The following is a 20,088-nucleotide window of genomic DNA, read 5'->3' on the forward strand; positions in this document are numbered from 1 at the left end:
GTCCGTTTTTCGCTGGCCACCGAAACGATCGCACGGTTGGCTACCCGGTATGGAAACTCACCGCGTGCCGTGGCCTGCTGTCGCTGCCGCCTCCGTCACCGTCGTCCTCTGGGCCTCGGCGTTCGTCGGGATCCGGGCGGCCGCGCCGTACTTCTCGCCCGGCTCGCTGGCGCTCGGGCGGCTGCTCGCCGGGGCGGTCGTGCTGGTGCTGTTCCTGATCGTGCGCCGTCAGGGGCTGCCGCCGCGGGCGGCCTGGCCGGGGATCGCCGTGTCCGGCGTGCTGTGGTTCGGGCTCTACATGGTCGCGCTCAACTGGGGCGAGGAGCTCGTCGACGCCGGCACGGCCGCGATGATCGTGAACGTCGGGCCGGCCCTGATGGCCCTGCTCGCGGGCTGGCTGTTGCACGAGGGCTTCCCGCCGCGGCTGCTCGCGGGCATCGCCGTCTCGTTCGCGGGGACGGTCGTGGTCGGGCTCTCGATGTCCGGCGGTGGCCGGGCGTCCGTGCTGGGCGTGCTGTTGTGCCTGGTCGCGGCGATCACCTACGCCGCCGGGGTGGTCGCGCAGAAGCCGGCGTTGCGGCACGCCTCGGCGCTGCAGGCGACCACCTTCGGGTGCCTGATCGGTGCGGTCGCCTGCCTGCCGTTCGCCGGGCAGCTCGTCCACGATCTGCGCGACGCGCCCGCGAGCGCCACCCTCAACGTGATCTACCTGGGCGTCTTCCCCACCGCCGTGGCGTTCACGACCTGGGCGTACGCCCTCGCGCGCACCACCGCGGGCCGGATGGGCTCGACCACGTACGCGGTTCCGGTCGTCGTCATCGCGCTGTCCTGGCTGCTGCTCGACGAGGTGCCGCGCGCGCTGGCCATCGCCGGCGGCGCGCTCTGCCTGGCCGGCGTGGCGGTGTCCCGGAGCCGGCCCCGTCGACCGGCCCCGGAACCGCTCGTCACGCCGTCACACCGGTGACCGTGCTGCCGGACTTCGTGACGTAGTAGGTGACCTTGGCTCCGCTCCGGAAGTGCAGGGTGAGCGTCACCTTGGCGCCGTCGTTCACCTCGGCGAAGAACTCGGGGGTCAGCGCGAGCGTGCCGGCCGTGTAGTCCGGCAGGAACGTGTACGCGAACTCCTTGAACGACGTCCAGTTCTGCGGTCCGGCGTTGCTGCCGTCGGCGTACCGGGCCTCCATCGTGGCGATCCGGTCGCCGCGGAACGTCACCGGGATCGCGAACGCCGCGGTGGTGCCGGTCCGGGCGGCCACGACCGGGGTGTCGTACGAGATGACGTCGATCCGCCACGGCACACCGGCCGAGAAGACGGCGGTGAGCCGGGCATTGACGCCGTAGGCCCGGTCGCCGGCCAGCCGACTGAGCAGCGCGGCGCTCAGCGTCAGGTCGTTGCCCGCGATCGTGTAGTCGGTCCCCCGTACGAGATCGGTGTTGTTGTGCCGCAGCGCCGTGAAGGTCGTGCCGTTCGGGTTGAGCGTGACCGTCCGGGCGGTGATCGCGGCCGACCGGGCCAGGAACACCTGATCGGTCGACGCGGTGCCCGAGCGAGTGGTCCAGGCCGACCTCAGGTGGGCCGAGAGCTCGGGATCGCGCCAGGTCAGCGACGTACGGTCGAAGTGCTGACCGTTGTCCCACAGCATCGTGGTGATCTTCTTCTGCCGGGCGTACCAGCCGAGGTACTCGAAGAACTTGAGCTTCTCGCCCTGTTCGACGGCATCGAGCGAGCGGTCGAAGCCGAGCAGGCCCCACTCGCCCAGGATCACCGGGATGCCCTTGGCGGTGAACGTGGCGGCCGCGCGGTCGAGATAGCCGACCAGGTCGGCCTGGGTCGTGGCGTCGAAGGTGGTCGTGCCGGCGACGTTCACGCTGAACGGCCAGTAGCCGTAGTAGTGCACGGTCGCGGCGACGTTGGCGTCGCCGAGCGCGGCGATCGTCCGGGCCAGCGCGTCGAGGTGCACCTGGTCGGCCGAGGTGTGCAGGGTGGGCAGCACGAGCAGGCGGGTCGCGTTGCCGCCACCGGAGCCCCGCACGATGCGGTGGAAGGACTTGTTGAGCGCGTCGAGGTGGGTCGCGCTCTGCCCCTCGTCGGTGAACTGCGGCTCGTTGACGCTTTCGAAGATCAGCTTGTCGGGGCTGTCGCGGAAGACCGCGGCGATCTGGGTCCACGTGGCGTCGTAGCGGGCCTGGGCGCCCGGCATGGCGTTGAGCCACTGCCAGGAGTCGTGGTGGACGTTGATCATCACGAAGAAGCCGTCGGCCAGCGCCCAGCCGACGACCTCCTTGACGCGGTTGAGATAGGCGGCCTCGATCGCGTAGCCGGGGGCGCCGCCCTGATGCTGACCCCAGGTGACGGGGATGCGGATGCTCTTGAAGCCCTGAGCCCGCACGCCGTCGAGCAGCGCCTCGGTGACGCGCGGGTTGCCCCAGGAAGTCTCGTCGGCCCCGGTCGCGTCCAGCGAGTTGCCCAGATTCCAGCCGGGCTGCATGGCGGCCACGGTGGCTTCGGCGTCGCCCGCGGTCGGCGGTGTCGTGGGTGGGGTCGTCGGCGGTGTCGTGGGTGGGGTCGTCGGCGGGCTGGTTGCCGGTGTGGTGGCGCCGGTGCAGGTCACGCCGTTGAGGGCGAAGGCCGCCGGCACCGGGTTGCTGCCCGTCCAGCTGCCGTTGAAGCCGAAACTGGTGGTCGCGCCGGTGGCGATCGAGCCGTTGTAGCTCACGTTGCTCGCGGTGATGTCGGCGCCGGTGGTGGTGACGGAAGCGCCCCAGGCCTGGGTGACGCTCTGGGCGGCCGGGAACGTCCAGTTGAGCCGCCAGGCCGGGACCGCGTCGCCCAGGTTGGTGATCGCGACGGTCGCCGTGAAGCCGCCGCTCCACTGCGAGCCGACGGTGTAGACGACCTTGCAACCGGCGGCCGCGGCGCCGGCGGCGGTCGCGGTCCACAGGCCCAGCAGGGTCAACAGCGCGACGACACCGGCCAGAACGGCCCGTCGCCGGGTGGAAGTGGGAGACATCTGTCCGCCTTGAGGAAACACGTGCGTAACGGGGGAAGCGCACGGTAGCTCCGCTGATTGACGAGCGTCAATCGATCTGGGCGGAAATCTGGGAGCGCTCCCAGATTGGGTGCCGAGCCTTGCTGGATGGCGATCCGGTCTCGTACGATCCTGGGCCGCTCGTCAGTCGAGCAGCCAGCCGGCCAGCAACTGCGCCGCCGGGGTGAGCGAGACGACCAGGACGAGGAACGTGGCCGCGGTCGACCCGGCCAGGGCCATCCTGAGCCGGCGGTGTCCCCTGGCGTACCCGGACAGGAAGACGATCGCCGAGACGAACAGCGAGAGCACGGTGACCATCAGGGCACTCGAGACCACGTAGGCGACCACCCAGGCCCACGGCCAGGCGCCGGTGACGTCGAGGTCGGCGGTGAAGGGATCGTCCTGCGACGGCAGATACCACCGCCCGGCCAGCTCGGCCGCGCGGGCCAGCGCCAGGTAACAGCAGATCGCGTACAGCGCCGCGAAGCCGGCCTGGGCCGCGACCAGGACCCATCCGCCGGCCCGGCTGCGGGTCGGCACGCTGATCCGGGTCGCCACGGTGGTCATCGCCGGATCGTAACCCAACCCGGCCGGCCCGGTCGTCCCGCGCGTTCACCGATCGGCCGACAACACCGCCCCGGCCCGGGCCAGCACGACATTCAGCACACGGGCGGCGGCATCCCGGTCGCCGGCCGGCAGGTCACCCCACAGGTCGTCCGCGATGCGCCCGGTCTCTCCCCGCACCGCCTGCCACAGGTCGCGCCCGCGCGCAGTGGCCTCGGCCGGGCGGCCGGGCTCCAGGCGCACCAGATCGGCGAGCGCCAGCTCACCCAGCCGCTCCCGGGCGACGGCTTCGGGGACCCGCAACGCCTCGGCGACCAGACCAGCCGGGTCCGCGCCGCCGGCCGTCACAGTCAGGGTGAGCGCCACCCATTGCGGCTCGGTGATGCCCCGGCCGGCCAGGGTGCGGCCGAGGATGGCGTTGAGGGCCTTCTCGGTGCGGCCGACGAGCTGGGCGCCGAACGGGATCGTCGTCGTCATGGCGGGCTCCTATCGTTAGTCCGACTAACACTGCACGCTAGAACGTTAGTCCGACTAACGCAACTGGTAGGGTGCGGTGATGAGCGACGGCGCCGAGCGGTTACGGACCCTGCGGACCCGGCTGCTCTCCCTCGCCGCCATGCACTCCGACCGCCGCGTCAACGAGCAGCTGGCCCGGGCCGACGCCCGCAAGTGGCACTACGCCGTGCTGGCCACGCTCGACGAGTTCGGACCGGCCAGCCAGGCCCAGCTCAGCGACCGCACCCGCGTCTACCGCAGCGATCTGGTCGCCGTCCTCAACGAGCTGGCCGACCGGGGCCAGGTCGACCGGGCCCCCGACCCGGCCGACAAGCGTCGCAATCTCGTACGGATCACCACCGCCGGCCGGCGGCAGCTCCGACGGCTCGACAAGATCCTGGCCGCCGTCGACGACGAGGTCTTCGCCCCGCTCGATCCGGCTCAGCGCGCCCAGCTCACCGACCTGCTCACGATTCTCGTCGACCGGCAAGGCGAACCGCACGGCGAACGGCACGGCGAACCGCGCAACGACCGGGGAGGCTCCTCATGACCGCACAGCTCGCCCGCATGATCGCGGCACAGCCGGCGGTGATCGGCGGCCTGGCCGACCCCGCGCCGACCGCCGGGGCCGCCGGCCGCCTGGCCGGGACGCGCCGGATCTGGCTGATCGGCACCGGCACCAGCCTGCACGCCGCCGAGCTGGGCGCCCGGGAGCTGGGCGCGGCCGGCCACGACGCCCGGCCGATCGCCGCCAACGCCTTCACCGGCGACCTGGTCCGCGACGGCGACGCCGCGGTGGTCATCACCCACACCGGCACCGCGTACGCGCGGCGCGCCCGCGAGATCGCCCGGGCCGCCGGCCTGCCGCTGGTCGCCGTGACCGGGCCCGGCGTCGACTGGCCCGAGGCGGTGCGCACGCCGGTGGCCGAGACCTCCGAGACGTACACGGTCAGCTACACCGCGGCCCTGACCGTCCTGGCCCAGATCGCCCACCACCTCGGCGCGCCCGGCGGCGGCCCCGAGGCCGTCCGGGCGATCGCCGGCGGGCTCGACGAGGAGCCGGGCACGGTCCCCGTCCCGGCTCGCGCGATGGCCGTCGTCGGCCCGGGCCCGTGGTCGATCACGGCCCGCGAGGGCGCGCTGAAGATCCGTGAAGCCGCCCGCATCCTTTGTGAGGGCTTCGATCCCGACCGCCTGCTGCACGGCGGCGCCGTCCCCTACACCGCGGCCGACACCCTGCTGGTGCTGCAGCCCGGCGCCGACGCCGACGAACTCACAACCGCGCTGCGCCACGCCGCCGTGCTCGAACGGCTGCAGGTGGCCACGCTGACCACCCGGGCGGACACCGGCTCGGAGCTGCTCGACCAGATCCCGATGACCGTGCTGCTGCAGCGCCTGGCCTTGCGTTTCGCGCGGCAGCGGGGCCAGAACGCCGACGTGGCCATCACCGGTGCCTGGGCCGGCCCGGATCTCTGGCCGCAGTGAGCGTCATCGGTATCCGGCCGCCTGCAAGGTGAACAGGCCCGCGTACCGGCCGCCGGCCGCCATCAGCTCGGCGTGGCTGCCCTGCTCGACCAGCACGCCCTCGTGGAGCACGAAGATCTGGTCGGCGTGCTTGACGTTGGCCAGGCGGTGCGTGATCAGGATGGTGGTGCGGTGGCCCTGGCGGCTCCGGATCGCCTGGAACAGCGCCTCCTCGGCCCGCGGGTCGAGGGCCGACGAGGGCTCGTCCATGATGAGCAGGTCGGCGTCGCGATAGAAGCCGCGGGCCGCGGTGATGCGCTGCCACTGGCCGCCGGACAGGTCGTGGCCCTCCCGGAACGTCCGGTCGAGCAGCGTGCGGTAGCCGTGCGGCAGCGACAGGATGGTCTCGTGCGCGGCCGCCCGCACCGCGGCCTGCTCGATGTGTTCCTGCTCGGCCTCGGCGTCCAGGTTGCCCATCGCGATGTTGGTCGCCGCGGTGTACGGCCATTTGTGGTGCTCCTGCAGGACGACGGCGATCCGGGCGATCAGCGCCTCGCGGTCCCACTCGGCCAGCGGGCGGCCGTTCCACTCGATGACCCCCTCGGTGGGGGCTCGCAGCGCGCCGATCATCGCCGCCAGCGTGGACTTGCCCGAGCCGTTCTCCCCCACGAAGGCGACGGTCTGGCCGGCCTCGATGCTCAACGTGACCCGGTCGACGGCGGCGGTGTCGCGGTCGGGGTAGCGCAGGCTCACCGCCCGGATGTCGAGGCGGCGCAACGGCGGCGGCGCCCCGGCCTCTCCGGCGGGTCCGGGCTCGGGCTCGTACCGCTTGGCCCGTTCGAGGAAGTTGACGTACTCCTTGAAGAACTGGCCGTCGCTGAACATGCCGTCGAGCTGGTAGGTGACGGTCGACAGCGCGCGCTGGGCCGCCTGGACGGCGACCACGCACGTCACCGCGGCGGCCAGCGGGATGTGACCGCCGGCCAGCAGGAAGCCGAGCAGCACCCACACCCCGCCCAGGCCGATCCCGCCGATCACCGCGCCGACGCTGGTGGTCGTCGTGACCCGCCGGGCCAGCGTCAGGTCCTCGGCGGTCTGGGCGCCCATCACCATGTCGTACTGGCCGAGCAGGAAGCGGCGCAGCCCGTACGATCGCAGCTCGGGGGCGGACGCGCGGTCGGCCATCTGCCGTTCCAGCACGTTGCGGCGCCGGCGGCGCACCGAGCCGGCCAGATAGCTGGAGTACCGCAGGTGGCCGGCGCGCAGGGCGGCGTACCCGTTGGGCAGGGTGGCCACCAGCAGGGCGAGCAGCAGCCAGGGGTTGATGAGCACGACGGCCACCGCCACGGCGATCAGGCCGACGAACCCGGCGAGCACATTGGACGTGTCGTGCACCAGGCCGTTGGCCGCGTCGCTGCCGCGGCTGGCCCGTTCCATGTCGTCGGCGAACGCGTCGGCGTCGAACGCGTCCAGGCGTACGGCGGTGGTCGTCTCGAACAGGCGGCGCTCGGCCGCCTGGTTGACGCGCGGGGTGAGGCCGTTCTGGGCGTAGCCGATGGCGATCCCCAGCGCGCCGCGCAGCGCCGTGGCCGCGGCCAGCGCGATCAGGGCGGGCAGGGCCGCGCGCACCCGGTCGGGGGTGGGCCCGCCGGCGAAGAGCGCGACGAGCAACCGCTGCGTCGACAGCAGCCCGAAGGTGGCCATCGCCCCGGCGGCGATCGTGGCCGCCCCGACCACGGCCGTCCGGGTCCGGTCGGCCCGCCAGGCCAGCGCGATCGCCTGCCGCACGAACTGGGGCAGCTCGGCGAAGACGCCCAGCACACCGGTCTCGGCCCGTCTTCGCAGACCGTGCTCCCACCAGGCATTGCGCAGTTCGGGCAGCACCGTCTCGTCCGTGACGCTCACAGGCACCTCGCTCCTCGTGGGGTCCGGCACCCTCCACCCTCGCCGTTCCGGAGCCGTCTTGTCGCCTCCCCGAAAGAGTTAGGCACATGTCCATCGGCATGAATCACTTCATCGACGACCGCCGACGTGGCGGGCGGCACATTGCGGCTGCGGCGCCCGGCCGCCGGGGTAGAACGGAGGCGACGTCGCTCGACCGGAGGATGAGGTGACGACTGTGGGAGCCGTGGAGTCGAGGGACCAACTGATCGCGGTGTGGAGCCGGCTCGCGCGGGACCGGGGCGCGGTGCCCGCGGCCGACCAGGGGGTCCAGTTCCTGTGGGCGGGCAGCCCGTTCGGGTTGTGGAACGCGCTGACGCTGACCGGCGCCGACCTGCCGGCCGAGGACCTCAGCGAGGAGCTGGTGCGGGCGGCCGACTTCCTTCTCACCCGGCCCGAGGACGGCTATCTCTGGCTGTTCGAGGAGCTGCTGAGCCCCCGTGCGCGGCACGAGCTGGCCGACCGGGTCGCCGACGCGGGGCTCGAGGTGGCGTTCACCGGCCGGGCCCTGGAGGGCGAACTGTCGCCGGACGAGCCGGTCCACCCGGAGCTCGAGTTCCGCCGGGTCGAGACCGAGGACGACCTGCGGACGTACGGGGAGATCAACGCGCTCGCCTACGACCTGCCGCCGACGGTCGGCCAGGAGGCGTTCTCCGGCTCGAAGCTGTGGCTGGACGAGGCGTACGCGTTCATCGGCTACCGGGACGGCCGGGCGGTCACCTGCGCCGCGGCCCTCCCCGGCTCGGGCGCGCTGGTCGTGGCCTTCGTGGCCACGCTGACCGAGGACGCGCGGCGCGGTTACGGCGAGGCGGTCACCCGCAAGGCGATCGCCGAGGGCGCCCGCGCGACCGGGCACCGGCGGATCGTCTCGCACAGCACGGCGGCCGGGCAGCCCGTCCTCGAACGGGTGGGCCTGCGCCCCGGCACGGCGGTCCACTTCCTGCAGCCCACCGGCGCCGACGACGGCTTCGGCGACTGAGTCGCCCGCGCGAGCTACGCTTCCCCCGGTAAATGAGAGGCGGATTCATGTCCGCCCCCGGGAGAGCATCTGAAGGTCCCATGCAGCACGAGAACTCCACCGAATCGTCCGCGCGTGCCTTCCAGGCCGCCGTCGAGATGCTCGCCGCGTCGCGCCGGCGCGGCCACCTCCGTGGCCGCGCCCGGGTGCGGCCGGCCGAGGGCCGGCTCGGCCTGACCGGCGGCGACGAGCAGCACCTGATGACCGCCGGGCTCCAGCGGCGCGCCTCGACCGGCTCCGTCCCGGCCGATCTGGCCCTGATCCGCCGGCTGGCCAGCGACGAGCACGACACGTTCGCCCGCGTCGTCGGCCGGGCCTTCGGCGTGCCCGACGAGGCCGTCGCCCGTGTCTGGACCGCCGACGTGCTGGCCAACCCGCTGATCGGGACCTACGTGGCCGAGACGACCAGCGGCCTGGTCGTCGCGGCCGGCGCGGGACTGCTCACCCAGAACCAGCTGGGCCTGGCCAACGTCGGAACGCTCCCGGAGTACCGCGGTCAGGGGTACGCGCGGGTGCTCACCGAGGCGGTCCTGCGCCGGGCCAAGGCCGCCGGCGCGCACACCGCCTACCTGCACGCGAGCGACGACACCGTGCCCTTCTTCGAGCGGCTCGGCTTCGTCGCGCGCACGGGCTGGACGATGCTGCGCGCGGCCTGAGGCAGTGGGCGTACTCACCGGGCTGAACAGCGGGGGCACGGGCGCGTCGTCGCGGGTGTGACCAGAAACGCCCAGACGATCGGCACGCCGTTGTCCGAGCTCGGCCGTTCGGTACGACCGGTCCTGCGGGCTGTCGAGGCCTGGTCCGAGGCGCACCGGCCGGCACCCGGCGGGGACGCCCGCGGTTGACGCCGCGCTTTTCTCACGGCCCGCCGGTTCGCGCCGAACAGGAAGAGGGCAGCCCGCCGCGGGAGCGGGCCGGTGCGACGGACGGGTGACGATGGGTGCGGAGAGCATGGCGGGCCGGCTGCCCGAGCTGCCCACGGCCGGCTCCCATCATGTCGTGCTCTCGTCCACCGACCGTACGCTGATCAAGCGCCTCTACCTGGCCGACGGCGAGACGACCGTCATCTGGAAGCAGTTCCTCGGCCCGGCCGGCCCCGGACGCCGGCGACGCGAGCACGCGGTCCTGCTGCGCCTGGACGGCCTGCCCGGGGTGGCCCGCCTGGCCGGCTGGACCCACCCCGACGCCGAGCTGCTGACCGACGTGGGCGGGCGCACCCTGGCGTACGCGATGGCGGCCCACGAGATCGACCTGGCCGGCGTGCCCCGGCTGGCGCACCGCCTGGCCCGCATCGTCGCCGGCATGCACGCCCGCGGCGTCGTGCACAAGGACGTCAACCCGGCGAACATCCTGATCGACGCCGACGGCCGCCCGGTGATCGTGGACTTCGACTCCTGCAGCCTGTTCACCGAGGACCAGGCCGCGTTCGGCAACCTGCGCGAGATCGAGGGGACGCTGCAGTACCTGCCGCCGGAGCAGACCGGGCGCACCGGCCTGCCGGTCGACCACCGCGCCGACCTCTACGCCCTCGGCGCCACCCTCTACGAGCTGGTGGCCGGCCACCCGCCCCTGGCTCACCACGACGACCTCCAGCACCTGCGGGACCTGCTGCTCACCGTGCCGGTCCCGCTGTCCGGGGTACGCCCGGAGACGCCGCCGATGCTGTCGGAGATCGTCGCCAAGCTGCTCGAGAAGGAGCCCGGCCGCCGCTATCAGAGCGCCGAGGGCCTCGTCCGCGATCTCGGCCGGCTGCGCGACCACCCGGACGCGGTGTTCCCCCTCGGGGAGCGTGACTTCCCCCTGCGACTGACCGCGCCGTCCGTGCTGATCGGCCGGGACGCCGACGTGACCGCGCTGCGGGCCGCCTGGGAGGAGGCGGTGCTCGGCGGTGACCGCGGCATCGTCGTCACCGGCGCGCCCGGCACCGGCAAGTCCACGCTGATCAACGCGCTGCGGCGGCCGGTGGCGGCCCGCGGCGGCTGGTTCGTGACCGGCCGGGCCGACCCGGCCGAGCCGGGAGCCACCTCCGGGCCGGTGCTGCAGGCGCTGCGCCGTCTCGGCCGCCTGTTGCTGGCCGAGCCGCCGGCCGCGCTGGCCGCCCTGCGCGCGTCCCTGCTGAGCACGCTCGGCCCGAACGCCGGCCTGATCGCGGCCGCGCTCCCCGAGTTCGGCACGCTGCTGTGGGCCGACGGGTCGCCCGACCAGGCCGAGACCGCGGACGGCGACGCCGGGGCGAGGCTGCGCCAGGCGGTCGTCGCGCTGCTCGGCACGGTCGCCGGTCAGCGTCACCCGGTGCTGATCGCCGTGGACGACCTGCAGTGGGCCGACCCCACCTCGGTCGACCTGATCGAGGCGGTGCTGACCGAGCCGGGCATCGACGGCGTGCTTCTCGTCGCCGCGTTCCGGTCGGACGAGATCGACGGCGCCCACCCGCTGACCACGATGCTGGCGAGGTGCCGGCGGGACGGCGCGATCACCCGCGTCCTGCGCCTGGACGACCTGCCGCCGGAGGGATCGCGCGACCTGCTGCGCGAGGTGCTCCGGCTGTCCGCCCCGGCCGCCGCGGACCTGGCCGGGTTGCTCCACCCGTGGACCGGCGGCAACCCGTCGGACACGCTCGAACTGGTCAACGCCCTGCGCCGGGGCGGCGCGCTGACCCTGAGCGACGACGGCTGGCGCTGGGACGAGCAGAAGATCCGGCTGCAGGCGGCCCGCAGCGACGTCCTCGGCCTGCTGCGCGACCGCATCGACAACCTGACGCCGGAGACCCGCCGGCTGCTGCGCATCCTCGCCCTGATCGGCGGCGAGGAGGTGCCGAACCCGGTGCTGGCCCGGGCCGCCGGGGTGGCGGTGCTCCAGCTGCAACCGCTGCTGTACCCCGCGCTGGAGGAGGAACTGGTCGTCCTGGCCGCGACCCCGGGCAGCCCGACCACGCCGCTGCTGCCGGTGCTGCGCAACGACCGGGTGCGCCGGGCGGTGCTGGCCGGCCTGCCCGACGACCAGCGGCGCCGGATGCGGCTGGAGACGGCCCGGAACCTGGCCGCCGAGCCGGAGACCCTGATGGTCGCCGCCGGCCAGTACCTCGAGGCGGCCGGCCTGGTGACCGGACCGGACGAGCGGCGCCGGATGGCGGGCTTGTTCCGCACGGCCGCGGAACGGGCCGCCGCGGCCGGCAACCATCAGTCGGCCGAGAGCTTCGCGCAGGCGGCGGTCGAGGCGCTGACCGCCCTGGAAGCGTCGGGCCCGGGAGACGACCCCTCGTCGCTGGTCGACGCGCTCGGCCGCCGGCACGCCGCGCTCTATCAACTCGGACGGCTCGACGAGGCCGACGCCGTCTACGCCGCCGTGGAGCGGGCGCGGCCCGATCCCGTACGGCTGACCGCCGTCGCCGTCGTGCAGCTGAGCAGCCTGGCCCAGCGCGCCCGCCAGCGCGAGGCCCTCGAGCTCGGCCAGGACCTGCTGGTCCGGCTGGGGCACGAGCTGCCCGGGCCGGATTTCGCGGCCCGGATCGCGGAGCACGGCCGCGACATCCAGGCCTGGTCGCAGCGGCTGGATGTCGCGGCCGACCTGGCCCGGCCCGAGATCACCGATCCCCGGGTGCTGGCCGCGGCCCGCGTATTCAGCAAGGTCATGCCGATGTGCTTCCTGCTCGGTGAGCGGCAGCTGGGCGCCTGGGTGCTCGTCCGGAGCTGGCGGCTGTGGGAGCGCCACGGCCCGTCGCCGCAGCTCGCCGCCACGCTCGCCTCGATGGGCATGATCGTGCTGCAGGTCACCGGCGACTACCAGGCCGGGGTGCGGATCGGCCGGCACGTCCTGGCCGTCTGCGAGCACCGCGACTACGAGCCGTCGACGTCGCTGGCCCGCTACCGCCACGCCATGCAGCTGCAGGTCTGGGCCGAGCCGATCGAGGACACGATCGGCGATCTGCGCAGCGGCTACGAGGGCCTGGTCCGCGGCGGCGAGCTCGACATGGCCGCCGGGGCGTGGAACGCGATCCTCGTCGGCCGGCTCGAGTCCGCGCCCACGGTGACCAGCTACCTGCTGGACATCGAGGCGGCGCTGGCCTTCGACGCGCGTACGGGCAACGAGTTCTTCGCCGGCGTCGTCGTCGCGCACCGGCAGCTCGCCCGCGCGCTGCAGGGTCGCACCACTCCGCCGGGCAGCCTGAACGACGCCGAGTTCACCGAGGCCGACCATCTGGCCGGGATGTCGCCGCAGGCGCTGACGAGCAACGTCTACCACGTGTGCCGGGCCCTGGCCGCCGCGGTGTTCGGCGACGAGCCCGCCCTGCAGCGGCACGCCGCGGCGGCCATGCGCGCCAGCTCGGTGCTGCCCGGCTATCTGGCCGTGCAGGCGACGGTGCTGGTTTCGCTGGCCCACGCCACCCGGTTGCACACCGTGCCGGCCGGGCAGCGGGCCGCAGACCCCGGATACGACGAGCTCCTCGCCGCGCTGGCCTGGATGCGCGACCGCGCCGCCGACTGCCCGGCCGGCTTCGGCCACCTCGCCCACTGGCTGGCCGCCGAGGAGGCCTGGCTGCGCGGCGACCGGCCCGCGGCGTGCGTCCTGTTCGACCGCGCCATTCACGAGGCGCAGGCCCGGCCGCGGCCCTGGCACGCCGCGCTCATCCTGGAGAGAGCCGCGAAGCTGCACCGCTCGGCCGGCCTCGAAGCCGGCGCCCGGCTGCACCTGGCCGAGGCGATGCGCGGGTACGCGGCCTGGGGCGCCACGGCCAAGGTGGCCCAGCTGAGGACCGCGCACCCCGCGCTGCTCCCGGTCGACCCGGGCACCCGGGCGCATTCGCGGGCCACCGGCGCCCTGCGGTCCGACGCGGTGGACACGATGGCGATCCTGCGGGCGTCGCAGGCGCTCAGCTCGGCGACCGACCTGGGCCGGCTCCGCGAGGCCATCAACGAGCAGCTCACCGCGCTGACCGGCGCGTCCGAGGTCGTCCTGGTGATCCGGGCGGACGACGAATGGTTCCTGCCCGGCGGCCCGGACGGGTCCGACCGGATCGACCTGGAAGCGGCCGAGATGTACGGCCTGCTGCCGGCCAGCGCCTTCCAGTACGCCGTGCGCACCCGCGACGTGCTGCTGGTCGAGGACGCCACCCGCGACGACCGGTTCGCCCGTGACCCGTTCCTGGCCGACGCGCGACGCTGCTCGCTGCTGGCCGTCCCGGTGCTGCACGGCGAGACCCTGCGGGCCGTCCTGGTGCTGGCCAACCGGCAGACCAGCGGGCTGTTCACCGCCGACCGGCTGGACGCGGTCGCCCTGATCACCGGTCAGCTGGTGGTGTCGCTGAACAACGCCCTGCTGTACGCCTCGCTGGAGGCGCGGGTGGCCGAGCGGACCCGCGAGCTGGCCACGCTGGCCACCCGCCTGGGCGAGCTGAGCAGCACCGACTCGCTGACCGGGCTGGCCAACCGGCGCCGGTTCGAGCAGGGGCTGAGCGCCCACCACGACCGGCTGCGGCACTCCGGCCGGCCCTACGCGGTGCTCATGATCGACGTCGACTTCTTCAAGAAGTACAACGACCGCTTCGGCCACCAGGCCGGCGACGAGTGCCTGCGCAAGGTGGGCGCCGCGCTGGCCGGCGCGGTCCGGGCCGGCACCGACCTGGCCTGCCGCTACGGCGGCGAGGAGTTCGTGCTCATCCTCGGCGACAGCGAGCCGGCCATCGCGGCGACGCTGGCCGAACGGACCCGGACCGGGATCCAGACCCTGCGCATCCCGCACCCCGACGGCCCGGCCGGCGTCGTCACGGCCAGCATCGGGGTGGCCGTGGCCACCCTCGGCGAGGAGAGCACCGACGACCTGATCCGCCGGGCCGATGCCGCGCTTTACCAGGCCAAGGCGGCCGGTCGCAACGCCGTCCGGATGGCCGAGCCCCTCGTTCCCGCGCTCGCAGAGTAGGACACCGGCCGCGTCAGGAGAGGGTGATCCAGTACCGCCGGACCGGCCCGTGATCGGTCTCGACGATGCCCTCGAGCACACCGCCGGCCCGCTCGATCGTCCGGGCCGAGGCGATGTTGCCGGCCAGGCACGGGATGAGCACGCGGTCCAGGCCGAGCGCCGCGCGGGCCTCCCCGAGCATCTGCCCCAGCGCCCAGCTCGCCAGCCCGCGCCGGCGGGCCGACGGCCGGATGCCGTAGCCGATGTGCCCCAGGTCGGACTCCCAGTGCCGCAAGGCGATGCCGCCGAGCACCCGCCCGTCCTCGACGATCCACCGCGGCGAGCCGTGCCGCGCCGGTGGACAGGGTGTCCCGGCCGGGTGCGTGTACCGGACACGCTCGTGCACCCAGGCGGCGAACCCGGCGGCGGAGTGCACGTCGTCGTCCGGGCCGAGCCCGAAGCCGTCCTCGTGCAGGCCCGGCCCCCACTCGTCCCGGCAGTCGACGAAGGCCTCGTGCAGACGTGTCGTCGGAAGGATCAGCTCAGTCATGCGGCGACCGTAGCCACGCCACAGCGTCGGGTCGACCCGTCCGCCGGCGGTCTCAGCGCGACGGTGCGCCCGGTTCGACCGTTCCGCTCAGGGAGCCACCCGCGCCGCCACTCGACGCCGCCACGACACCGTCAGCAACCGCCGAGGCCTGTCGTCCGCGGCGGACGGCGTTGGGCGCGACAGGCCCCGCATCGGATCGGCGTGATGTGCGCCACTTCCGCCGACGACTCGGAGGCCGGGTAATCTGATCCGCATGTCGATCGCCTCGATGAGGTTGTGGTCCGGCCGCTGACGGCGGCCGGAAACCTCTGATCCTCTGCTTCCGCACCGCCGTCCTGGTGTCCTCGCCGGGCGGTGCGCTTCGCGCTGCCCGGCTCCAGACGAGCCGAGAGCAGAACCGTGAATCTCGACAAGACCACCACCACCGCCCACGTACGCGCGGAAGGCGTCCGCGTCGTGCGCGGCGACCGCGTCGTCCTCGACGGCGTCGACCTCACCGTCTCGACCCGGTCCCGCCTGGCCGTCGTCGGGCCCAACGGCAGCGGCAAGACGACCCTGCTGCACGTCCTGACCGGACGGACCGCACCCGATCAGGGAACCGTGCGCCGATCCGGCACGATCGGCGTGGCCGAGCAGGAACTGGAAGCGGGCGGCGGCGAGACCGTCGGCACGCTCGTGGCCGAGGCGATCCGGCCGGCCCGCCGTGCCCTGGAACGCCTCGAGGCCGCGCTCGGGACGGTCGAGACCGACCCCACGGCGTACGCGCAAGCGCTTGAGGAGGTGACCCGGCTCGACGCCTGGGACGCCGGACGGCGCGTCGACATCGCCCTCGGGGCGCTGGGCGCCTGTACTGACCGCGCGCGGCGGCTGGACACGCTGTCGGTGGGGCAGCGTCACCGCGTACGGCTGGCGTGCGTGCTCGGCGCCCGGCCCGACCTGCTGATCCTCGACGAGCCCACCAACCACCTCGACGCGGCCGGGCTGGCGTTCCTCACCGGACGGCTGCGGCAGCACCCCGGCGGCGTCCTGGTCGTCACGCACGACCGGGTGCTGCTGCGTGACGTGGCCGGCGAGTTCCTCGACCTCGACCCGGCGCCGGACGGCCGGCCCCGCCTCTACGCCGGCGGCTATCCCGGCTGGCAGGAGGGCCGGGCCCGCGAGCGGGAGCGCTGGCAGCAGGAGTACGACACCCAGGTGGCCGAGCATCAGCGGCTGACCGGCGCGGTCGACGAGGCCCGGGCCCGGCTCAGCACGGGCTGGCGGCCCGGCAAGGGCACGGGCAAGCACCAGCGGCAGACCCGGGCGCCCGGCATCGTGCAGGCGCTGCGCCGCCGCCAGGAGGCCCTGGCCGCCCATCGGATCACGTTGCCCCCGCCGCCGGCGCCGCTGCGCTTCCCGGCCGGTGACACGCGACCGGGTGTGCCGCTGATCGAGGCCCGGCAGGTCACGGTGGCCGGGCGGCTGGCGCCACCGGTGACCGTCCGCCTCACCGGCGGCGACCGGCTGCTCGTGACCGGGCCCAACGGGGCGGGCAAGTCGACGCTGCTGGCCGTGCTGGCCGGCGAGCTCACACCGGCCGGAGGACAGGTGCGGCGCCACGACGGTGCCCGGGTCGGCTATCTGGCCCAGGAAGTGTTCACCCCGGGCGCCCGGCGATCACCGGGCCAGGAGCGCCGACGGCACCTCGAAGCGGTTCTTGACCAGCGCCCCGACCTGCTCATCCTCGACGAGCCGACCAACCACCTCTCGGCCACCGTCGTCGATGAGCTGACCGAGGCCCTGCGCCACACCCCGATGGCCGTGATCATCGCCACCCACGACCGGCAGCTGCTCGCCGACGTTGAAGAGTGGCCGACACTGGTGATCAATTCGTCCGGGGTGCAACGGAACGGGTAGGCGGCATCGTCAATCGGGTCGGAGGGTGATGATGCGGAAACACAGCTGGGCCGCGGCGCTGATCGCGGTGGGCACGCTCGCCGCGTGCGACACCACGGCGACCGGGCCGCCACCGGTCGCCCCGGTGACGACCCCGGCGTCCGTCCCGGCCCGCGCGTCGGCGCCCTCCCCGTCCCCGCCCCGGCCGAAGCCGATCGCCTTCCCCCTGCAGGGCCCGGCCAAGTGGCGGTACGCCCCGGCCGGGTCGGCGACGGCCGGCCGGGGCGGGACGCTGCTGCGCTACCGGGTCGCGGTCGAGCAGGGCATCACCGGCGTGTCACCCGAGGGTTTCGCCGCCGCGGCCGACGCCGCCCTGGCCGACCCGCGCGGCTGGATCCGGGGACACCGGTGGCGGTTCCGCCGGGCCGGGCCGGGCCAGCCGCACGACTTCACGCTGTACCTGGCCACGCCGGTCACCCGCGACCGCCTCTGCGACGACGTGCCCGAGGGCTACACGTCGTGCCGCAACGGCGACCGCGTCGTGCTGAACGTCGCCCGCTGGGCCGGGGGCGTCCCCTTCTATCGGGGCAAGCTCACGACGTACCGGCAGTACATGGTCAACCACGAGGTCGGGCACCGGCTCGGGCACGGTCACGAGCGGTGCCCCGGCCCGGGCGAGCCGGCGCCGGTCATGCAGCAGCAGACACTCGGCCTGCACGGCTGCACGGTCAACCCCTGGCCCTACCCGGACGGCACGCTCTATCGGGGGCCGTCCGGGCAGTACGACGATCAGCCGCCCTCTCAGATGCCGAGCTCGTTGAACAGGTAGAGCCACAGCTCGCTGCGCGTCGGGAACGACGGGATGGCGTGCCGCAGCCGGCTGATCGGCACCTCACCGACGATGGCGATCGTGGCCGCCTGCAGGAACTCGGCCACCGCCGTACCCGTGATCGTGACCCCGACCAGGACGCCGCGCTGCTCGTCGACGAGGAAGCGGGCGGTGCCGACCCCGCCACCGGAGTACGAGCCACCCGCGTTGGCCTCGGTGCCGATGTCGACGACACGCACGGCCAGCCCGGCCTCGGCCGCGCTCGTCGTGGTGTGCCCGACCGCCACGACCTGTGGCGAGGTGAAGATCACGCGCGGCGACCCCGGCCCGTCGGCCAGGTGCTCGGCGACCATCGGCTTGCCCAGGATCTCCCCCGCCGCGATCGCCGCCTGATACTTCGCCATGTGCGTGTAGAGCGCCCGCCCGTTGAGGTCGCCGATCACGTACAGCCAGTCCTGCCCCGGCACCCGCATGTGCGCGTCGACCTCGACGAAGCCCTCGGTCTTCACCCCGACGGCTTCCAGACCCAGGTCAACCGATTGCGGCGTACGACCGGTGGCGACCAGAAGCTGATCGGCGGTCACGGTGCTGCCGTCGCCCAGCGTGACCGTCACCCCGGCGGCGTCCCGGCGCACGGCGGTCGGCCGGTGTCCCGTACGGATGTCGACACCCTGCGCGGCCAGCCGCTCGGCCACCTGCAGGCCGACGAAGTCCTCCTCGCGCGGCAGCAGCCCCCGGCCCAGCACCAGCGTCACCTGCGAGCCCAGGGACACGTACGCCTGGGTCATCTCGGCCCCGACCACGCCCCCACCGATCACGATCAGCGAGGCCGGGATCTCCTGCGCCGTGGTCGCCTCCCGGTTGGTCCACGGCTGAACCTGCTCGATGCCCTCGATGTCGGGCAGCGCGGCCCGGGTGCCGCCGGCCAGGATGACCGCCTGCCGGGCCTCGAGAACCTCGTCACCGACCGCGACCTGCCGCTCCCCCACCAGCCGGCCCCACCCGCGCACCAGCGTGACGCCGCGGTCGGTCAGCCAGGGCACCTGCCCCGCGTCGTCCAGGTGGCCGATCAGCTCGTCCCGCCGCCGCAGCACCGCCCCGACGTCGAGCCCCCCGGTCACCGCCTCGGCCGCGCCCGGTACGTGCCGGGCCTCCTCGAGCAGCTCCCCCGGCCGGAGCAGCGCCTTCGACGGGATGCACGCATAGAACGAACACTCCCCGCCGACCTTGTCCCCTTCGACGATCGCCACGCTCAAGCCGGCCTGAGCCAACTTCCCCGCCGCGACCTCGCCACCGGGCCCGGCCCCGACCACCACCACGTCGTAACTCTGCATGCCCCCATGATCGACCCCCAAGCCCCCGCATGACACCCGCTAGCCCACTGATCCCCACCACATCTCGCCCCGCGCCCGCCGGTCTCCCGCTCGCGCCCGCCGGTCTCCCGCCCGCGCTCCGCCGGTGTTCTGCGGCCGCCGCCTCTCCCTGCGCGGCCCGTCTCGTCGCCTGGGACCGGTCACACTCCTGCCGCCGCCCGTTTCCCGCGGCCCGCGACACTCCTACGGCCTGCCGCACTCCTGTGCAGCCCGTCGCGTTTCCCTGCGGCCTGCCGCACTCCTGTGCAGCCCGTCGCGTTTCCCTGCGGCCTGCCGCACTCCTGCAGCCCGCCGCACCCCTGCGGCCCGTCGCGTTTCCCTGTGGGCCGTCACCTCCTGCGGCCCGCCGCACACCTACGGCCCGTCGCGTTTCCCTCCGGCCCGTCAGACTCCTGCGGCCCGCCGCACTCCTGCCGCCCGTTGCGTTTTGCAGGGCCCGTCAGACTCCTGCGGCCCGCCGCACTCCTGCCGCCCGTTGCGTTTTCCAGGGCCCGTCAGACTCCTGCGGCCCGCCGCACTCGTGCCGCCCGTTGCGGCTTCCAGGGCCCGTCAGACTCCTGCGGCTCGCCGCTTTCCCCGCGGCCCGTCACACTTCCACGGCCACCGGGTCCCCTGCGGCCCGTCACGTCCAGCTTCATGACGGGCCAAACAAATGAGACGAGTGGCACCCTTATTCCGCATATGCGCTCAATGGCACAGGAATGATCGCCACATTTTTGCCATGCCACCAAAAGGCCAGGCAGCAACCCACGCAGGAATCCGCAATTTTGCCCTCTCCATCAGTCAGCAGAGCCGACCGATCACCAATGCTTCTTAATCGAGTCGCCACTACATCTTCCCCATCATGGGTGGCGTTTTACGACAGCCGCCCACGATCCCATCTATCGCAGTCGGCTCGCGGCGCCGATGCGAGTTGAAACATAGTATCGCCCGTCGCCCGTCGCCCGTCGCCCGTCGCCCGTCGCCCGTCGCCCGTCGCCCGTCGCCCGTCGCCCATCACCCGTCGCCCATCACCCAAGACACATCGGCCATCGGCCATCGGCCATCGGCCATCG

At 73.7% G+C, this 20,088-nt stretch carries 15 protein-coding genes; 9 read left to right on the forward strand and 6 right to left on the reverse strand.

What is annotated here, in order from left to right; all coding sequences use genetic code 11:
• The first annotated feature begins 64 nt into the window (after positions 1-64).
• Entirely contained in the window at positions 65-964 is a 900-nt protein-coding gene (locus tag HJC40_RS30645; RefSeq protein WP_250006375.1) for a DMT family transporter, read from the forward strand.
• Here HJC40_RS30645 and HJC40_RS30650 read toward each other — a convergent pair.
• From HJC40_RS30650 to HJC40_RS30660, 3 genes are all read right to left on the reverse strand, one after another.
• On the reverse strand, positions 945-3,011 hold the full coding sequence (locus tag HJC40_RS30650; RefSeq protein WP_250006376.1) for a cellulase family glycosylhydrolase: 2,067 nt from the start codon (positions 3,009-3,011) through the stop codon (positions 945-947). The genes HJC40_RS30645 and HJC40_RS30650 overlap by 20 nt on opposite strands.
• A 162-nt stretch (positions 3,012-3,173) precedes the next feature.
• Positions 3,174-3,596, reverse strand: coding sequence for a hypothetical protein (locus tag HJC40_RS30655; RefSeq protein ID WP_250006378.1), 423 nt, complete (start codon positions 3,594-3,596; stop codon positions 3,174-3,176).
• 45 nt (positions 3,597-3,641) lie between these two features.
• On the reverse strand, positions 3,642-4,070 hold the full coding sequence (locus HJC40_RS30660) for a hypothetical protein (protein ID WP_250006380.1): 429 nt from the start codon (positions 4,068-4,070) through the stop codon (positions 3,642-3,644).
• Between the two features lie 79 nt (positions 4,071-4,149).
• Between HJC40_RS30660 and HJC40_RS30665 the strand changes: the two genes are divergently transcribed.
• Entirely contained in the window at positions 4,150-4,638 is a 489-nt protein-coding gene (locus HJC40_RS30665) for a MarR family winged helix-turn-helix transcriptional regulator (protein ID WP_250006382.1), read from the forward strand.
• On the forward strand, positions 4,635-5,573 hold the full coding sequence (locus tag HJC40_RS30670; RefSeq protein WP_250006384.1) for a hypothetical protein: 939 nt from the start codon (positions 4,635-4,637) through the stop codon (positions 5,571-5,573). The genes HJC40_RS30665 and HJC40_RS30670 overlap by 4 nt, the downstream gene beginning before the upstream one ends.
• A gap of 3 nt (positions 5,574-5,576) precedes the next feature.
• On the opposite strand, the gene HJC40_RS30675 is transcribed toward HJC40_RS30670, so the two are convergent.
• On the reverse strand, positions 5,577-7,457 hold the full coding sequence (locus tag HJC40_RS30675; RefSeq protein ID WP_250006386.1) for an ABC transporter ATP-binding protein: 1,881 nt from the start codon (positions 7,455-7,457) through the stop codon (positions 5,577-5,579).
• A 223-nt stretch (positions 7,458-7,680) separates the two neighbouring features.
• Here HJC40_RS30675 and HJC40_RS30680 point away from each other — a divergent pair, with 223 nt between their 5' ends.
• From HJC40_RS30680 to HJC40_RS30690, 4 genes are all read left to right on the forward strand, one after another.
• Entirely contained in the window at positions 7,681-8,472 is a 792-nt protein-coding gene (locus tag HJC40_RS30680; protein WP_250006388.1) for a hypothetical protein, read from the forward strand.
• Positions 8,473-8,552: 80 nt separating this feature from the next.
• Entirely contained in the window at positions 8,553-9,167 is a 615-nt protein-coding gene (locus HJC40_RS30685; RefSeq protein WP_250006390.1) for a GNAT family N-acetyltransferase, read from the forward strand.
• A gap of 57 nt (positions 9,168-9,224) precedes the next feature.
• Complete coding sequence (locus HJC40_RS45620; protein ID WP_284043946.1) at positions 9,225-9,356, forward strand: hypothetical protein; 132 nt, start codon at positions 9,225-9,227, stop codon at positions 9,354-9,356.
• A gap of 91 nt (positions 9,357-9,447) precedes the next feature.
• On the forward strand, positions 9,448-14,427 hold the full coding sequence (locus HJC40_RS30690; protein ID WP_250006392.1) for a diguanylate cyclase: 4,980 nt from the start codon (positions 9,448-9,450) through the stop codon (positions 14,425-14,427).
• Positions 14,428-14,440: 13 nt separating this feature from the next.
• Here the strand turns inward: HJC40_RS30690 and HJC40_RS30695 are convergent, their stop codons facing one another.
• A complete protein-coding gene (locus HJC40_RS30695) occupies positions 14,441-14,956 on the reverse strand; it encodes a GNAT family N-acetyltransferase (protein WP_250006395.1) in 516 nt (171 codons plus the stop codon).
• A gap of 399 nt (positions 14,957-15,355) precedes the next feature.
• On the opposite strand from HJC40_RS30695, the gene HJC40_RS30700 reads away from it, so the two are divergent.
• Entirely contained in the window at positions 15,356-16,852 is a 1,497-nt protein-coding gene (locus tag HJC40_RS30700) for an ABC-F family ATP-binding cassette domain-containing protein (protein ID WP_250006397.1), read from the forward strand.
• 31 nt (positions 16,853-16,883) lie between these two features.
• A complete protein-coding gene (locus HJC40_RS30705; protein WP_250006399.1) occupies positions 16,884-17,660 on the forward strand; it encodes a DUF3152 domain-containing protein in 777 nt (258 codons plus the stop codon).
• On the opposite strand, the gene HJC40_RS30710 is transcribed toward HJC40_RS30705, so the two are convergent.
• The gene (locus HJC40_RS30710; RefSeq protein ID WP_250006401.1) at positions 17,633-18,994 is read right to left on the reverse strand and encodes an NAD(P)/FAD-dependent oxidoreductase; all 1,362 of its coding nucleotides are present in this window, start codon (positions 18,992-18,994) and stop codon (positions 17,633-17,635) included. The two genes, HJC40_RS30705 and HJC40_RS30710, sit on opposite strands and share 28 nt — an antisense overlap.
• Positions 18,995-20,088: the final 1,094 nt, after the last annotated feature.

It is taken from the genome of Actinoplanes sp. M2I2, assembly GCF_023544445.1.
Taxonomy (GTDB): Bacteria; Actinomycetota; Actinomycetes; order Mycobacteriales; family Micromonosporaceae; genus Actinoplanes.

Bases quoted from the DNA above. Each gene is read 5' to 3' on its own strand.
- HJC40_RS30685 (WP_250006390.1), top strand. From the start codon at position 8,553: ATGCAGCACGAGAACTCCACCGAATCGTCCGCGCGTGCCTTCCAGGCC.
- HJC40_RS30710 (WP_250006401.1), bottom strand. From the start codon at position 18,994: ATGCAGAGTTACGACGTGGTGGTGGTCGGGGCCGGGCCCGGTGGCGAG.
- HJC40_RS30655 (WP_250006378.1), bottom strand. From the start codon at position 3,596: ATGACCACCGTGGCGACCCGGATCAGCGTGCCGACCCGCAGCCGGGCC.
- HJC40_RS30650 (WP_250006376.1), bottom strand. From the start codon at position 3,011: ATGTCTCCCACTTCCACCCGGCGACGGGCCGTTCTGGCCGGTGTCGTC.
- HJC40_RS30665 (WP_250006382.1), top strand. From the start codon at position 4,150: ATGAGCGACGGCGCCGAGCGGTTACGGACCCTGCGGACCCGGCTGCTC.
- HJC40_RS30695 (WP_250006395.1), bottom strand. From the start codon at position 14,956: ATGACTGAGCTGATCCTTCCGACGACACGTCTGCACGAGGCCTTCGTC.
- HJC40_RS30670 (WP_250006384.1), top strand. From the start codon at position 4,635: ATGACCGCACAGCTCGCCCGCATGATCGCGGCACAGCCGGCGGTGATC.
- HJC40_RS30660 (WP_250006380.1), bottom strand. From the start codon at position 4,070: ATGACGACGACGATCCCGTTCGGCGCCCAGCTCGTCGGCCGCACCGAG.
- HJC40_RS30705 (WP_250006399.1), top strand. From the start codon at position 16,884: ATGCGGAAACACAGCTGGGCCGCGGCGCTGATCGCGGTGGGCACGCTC.
- HJC40_RS30690 (WP_250006392.1), top strand. From the start codon at position 9,448: ATGGGTGCGGAGAGCATGGCGGGCCGGCTGCCCGAGCTGCCCACGGCC.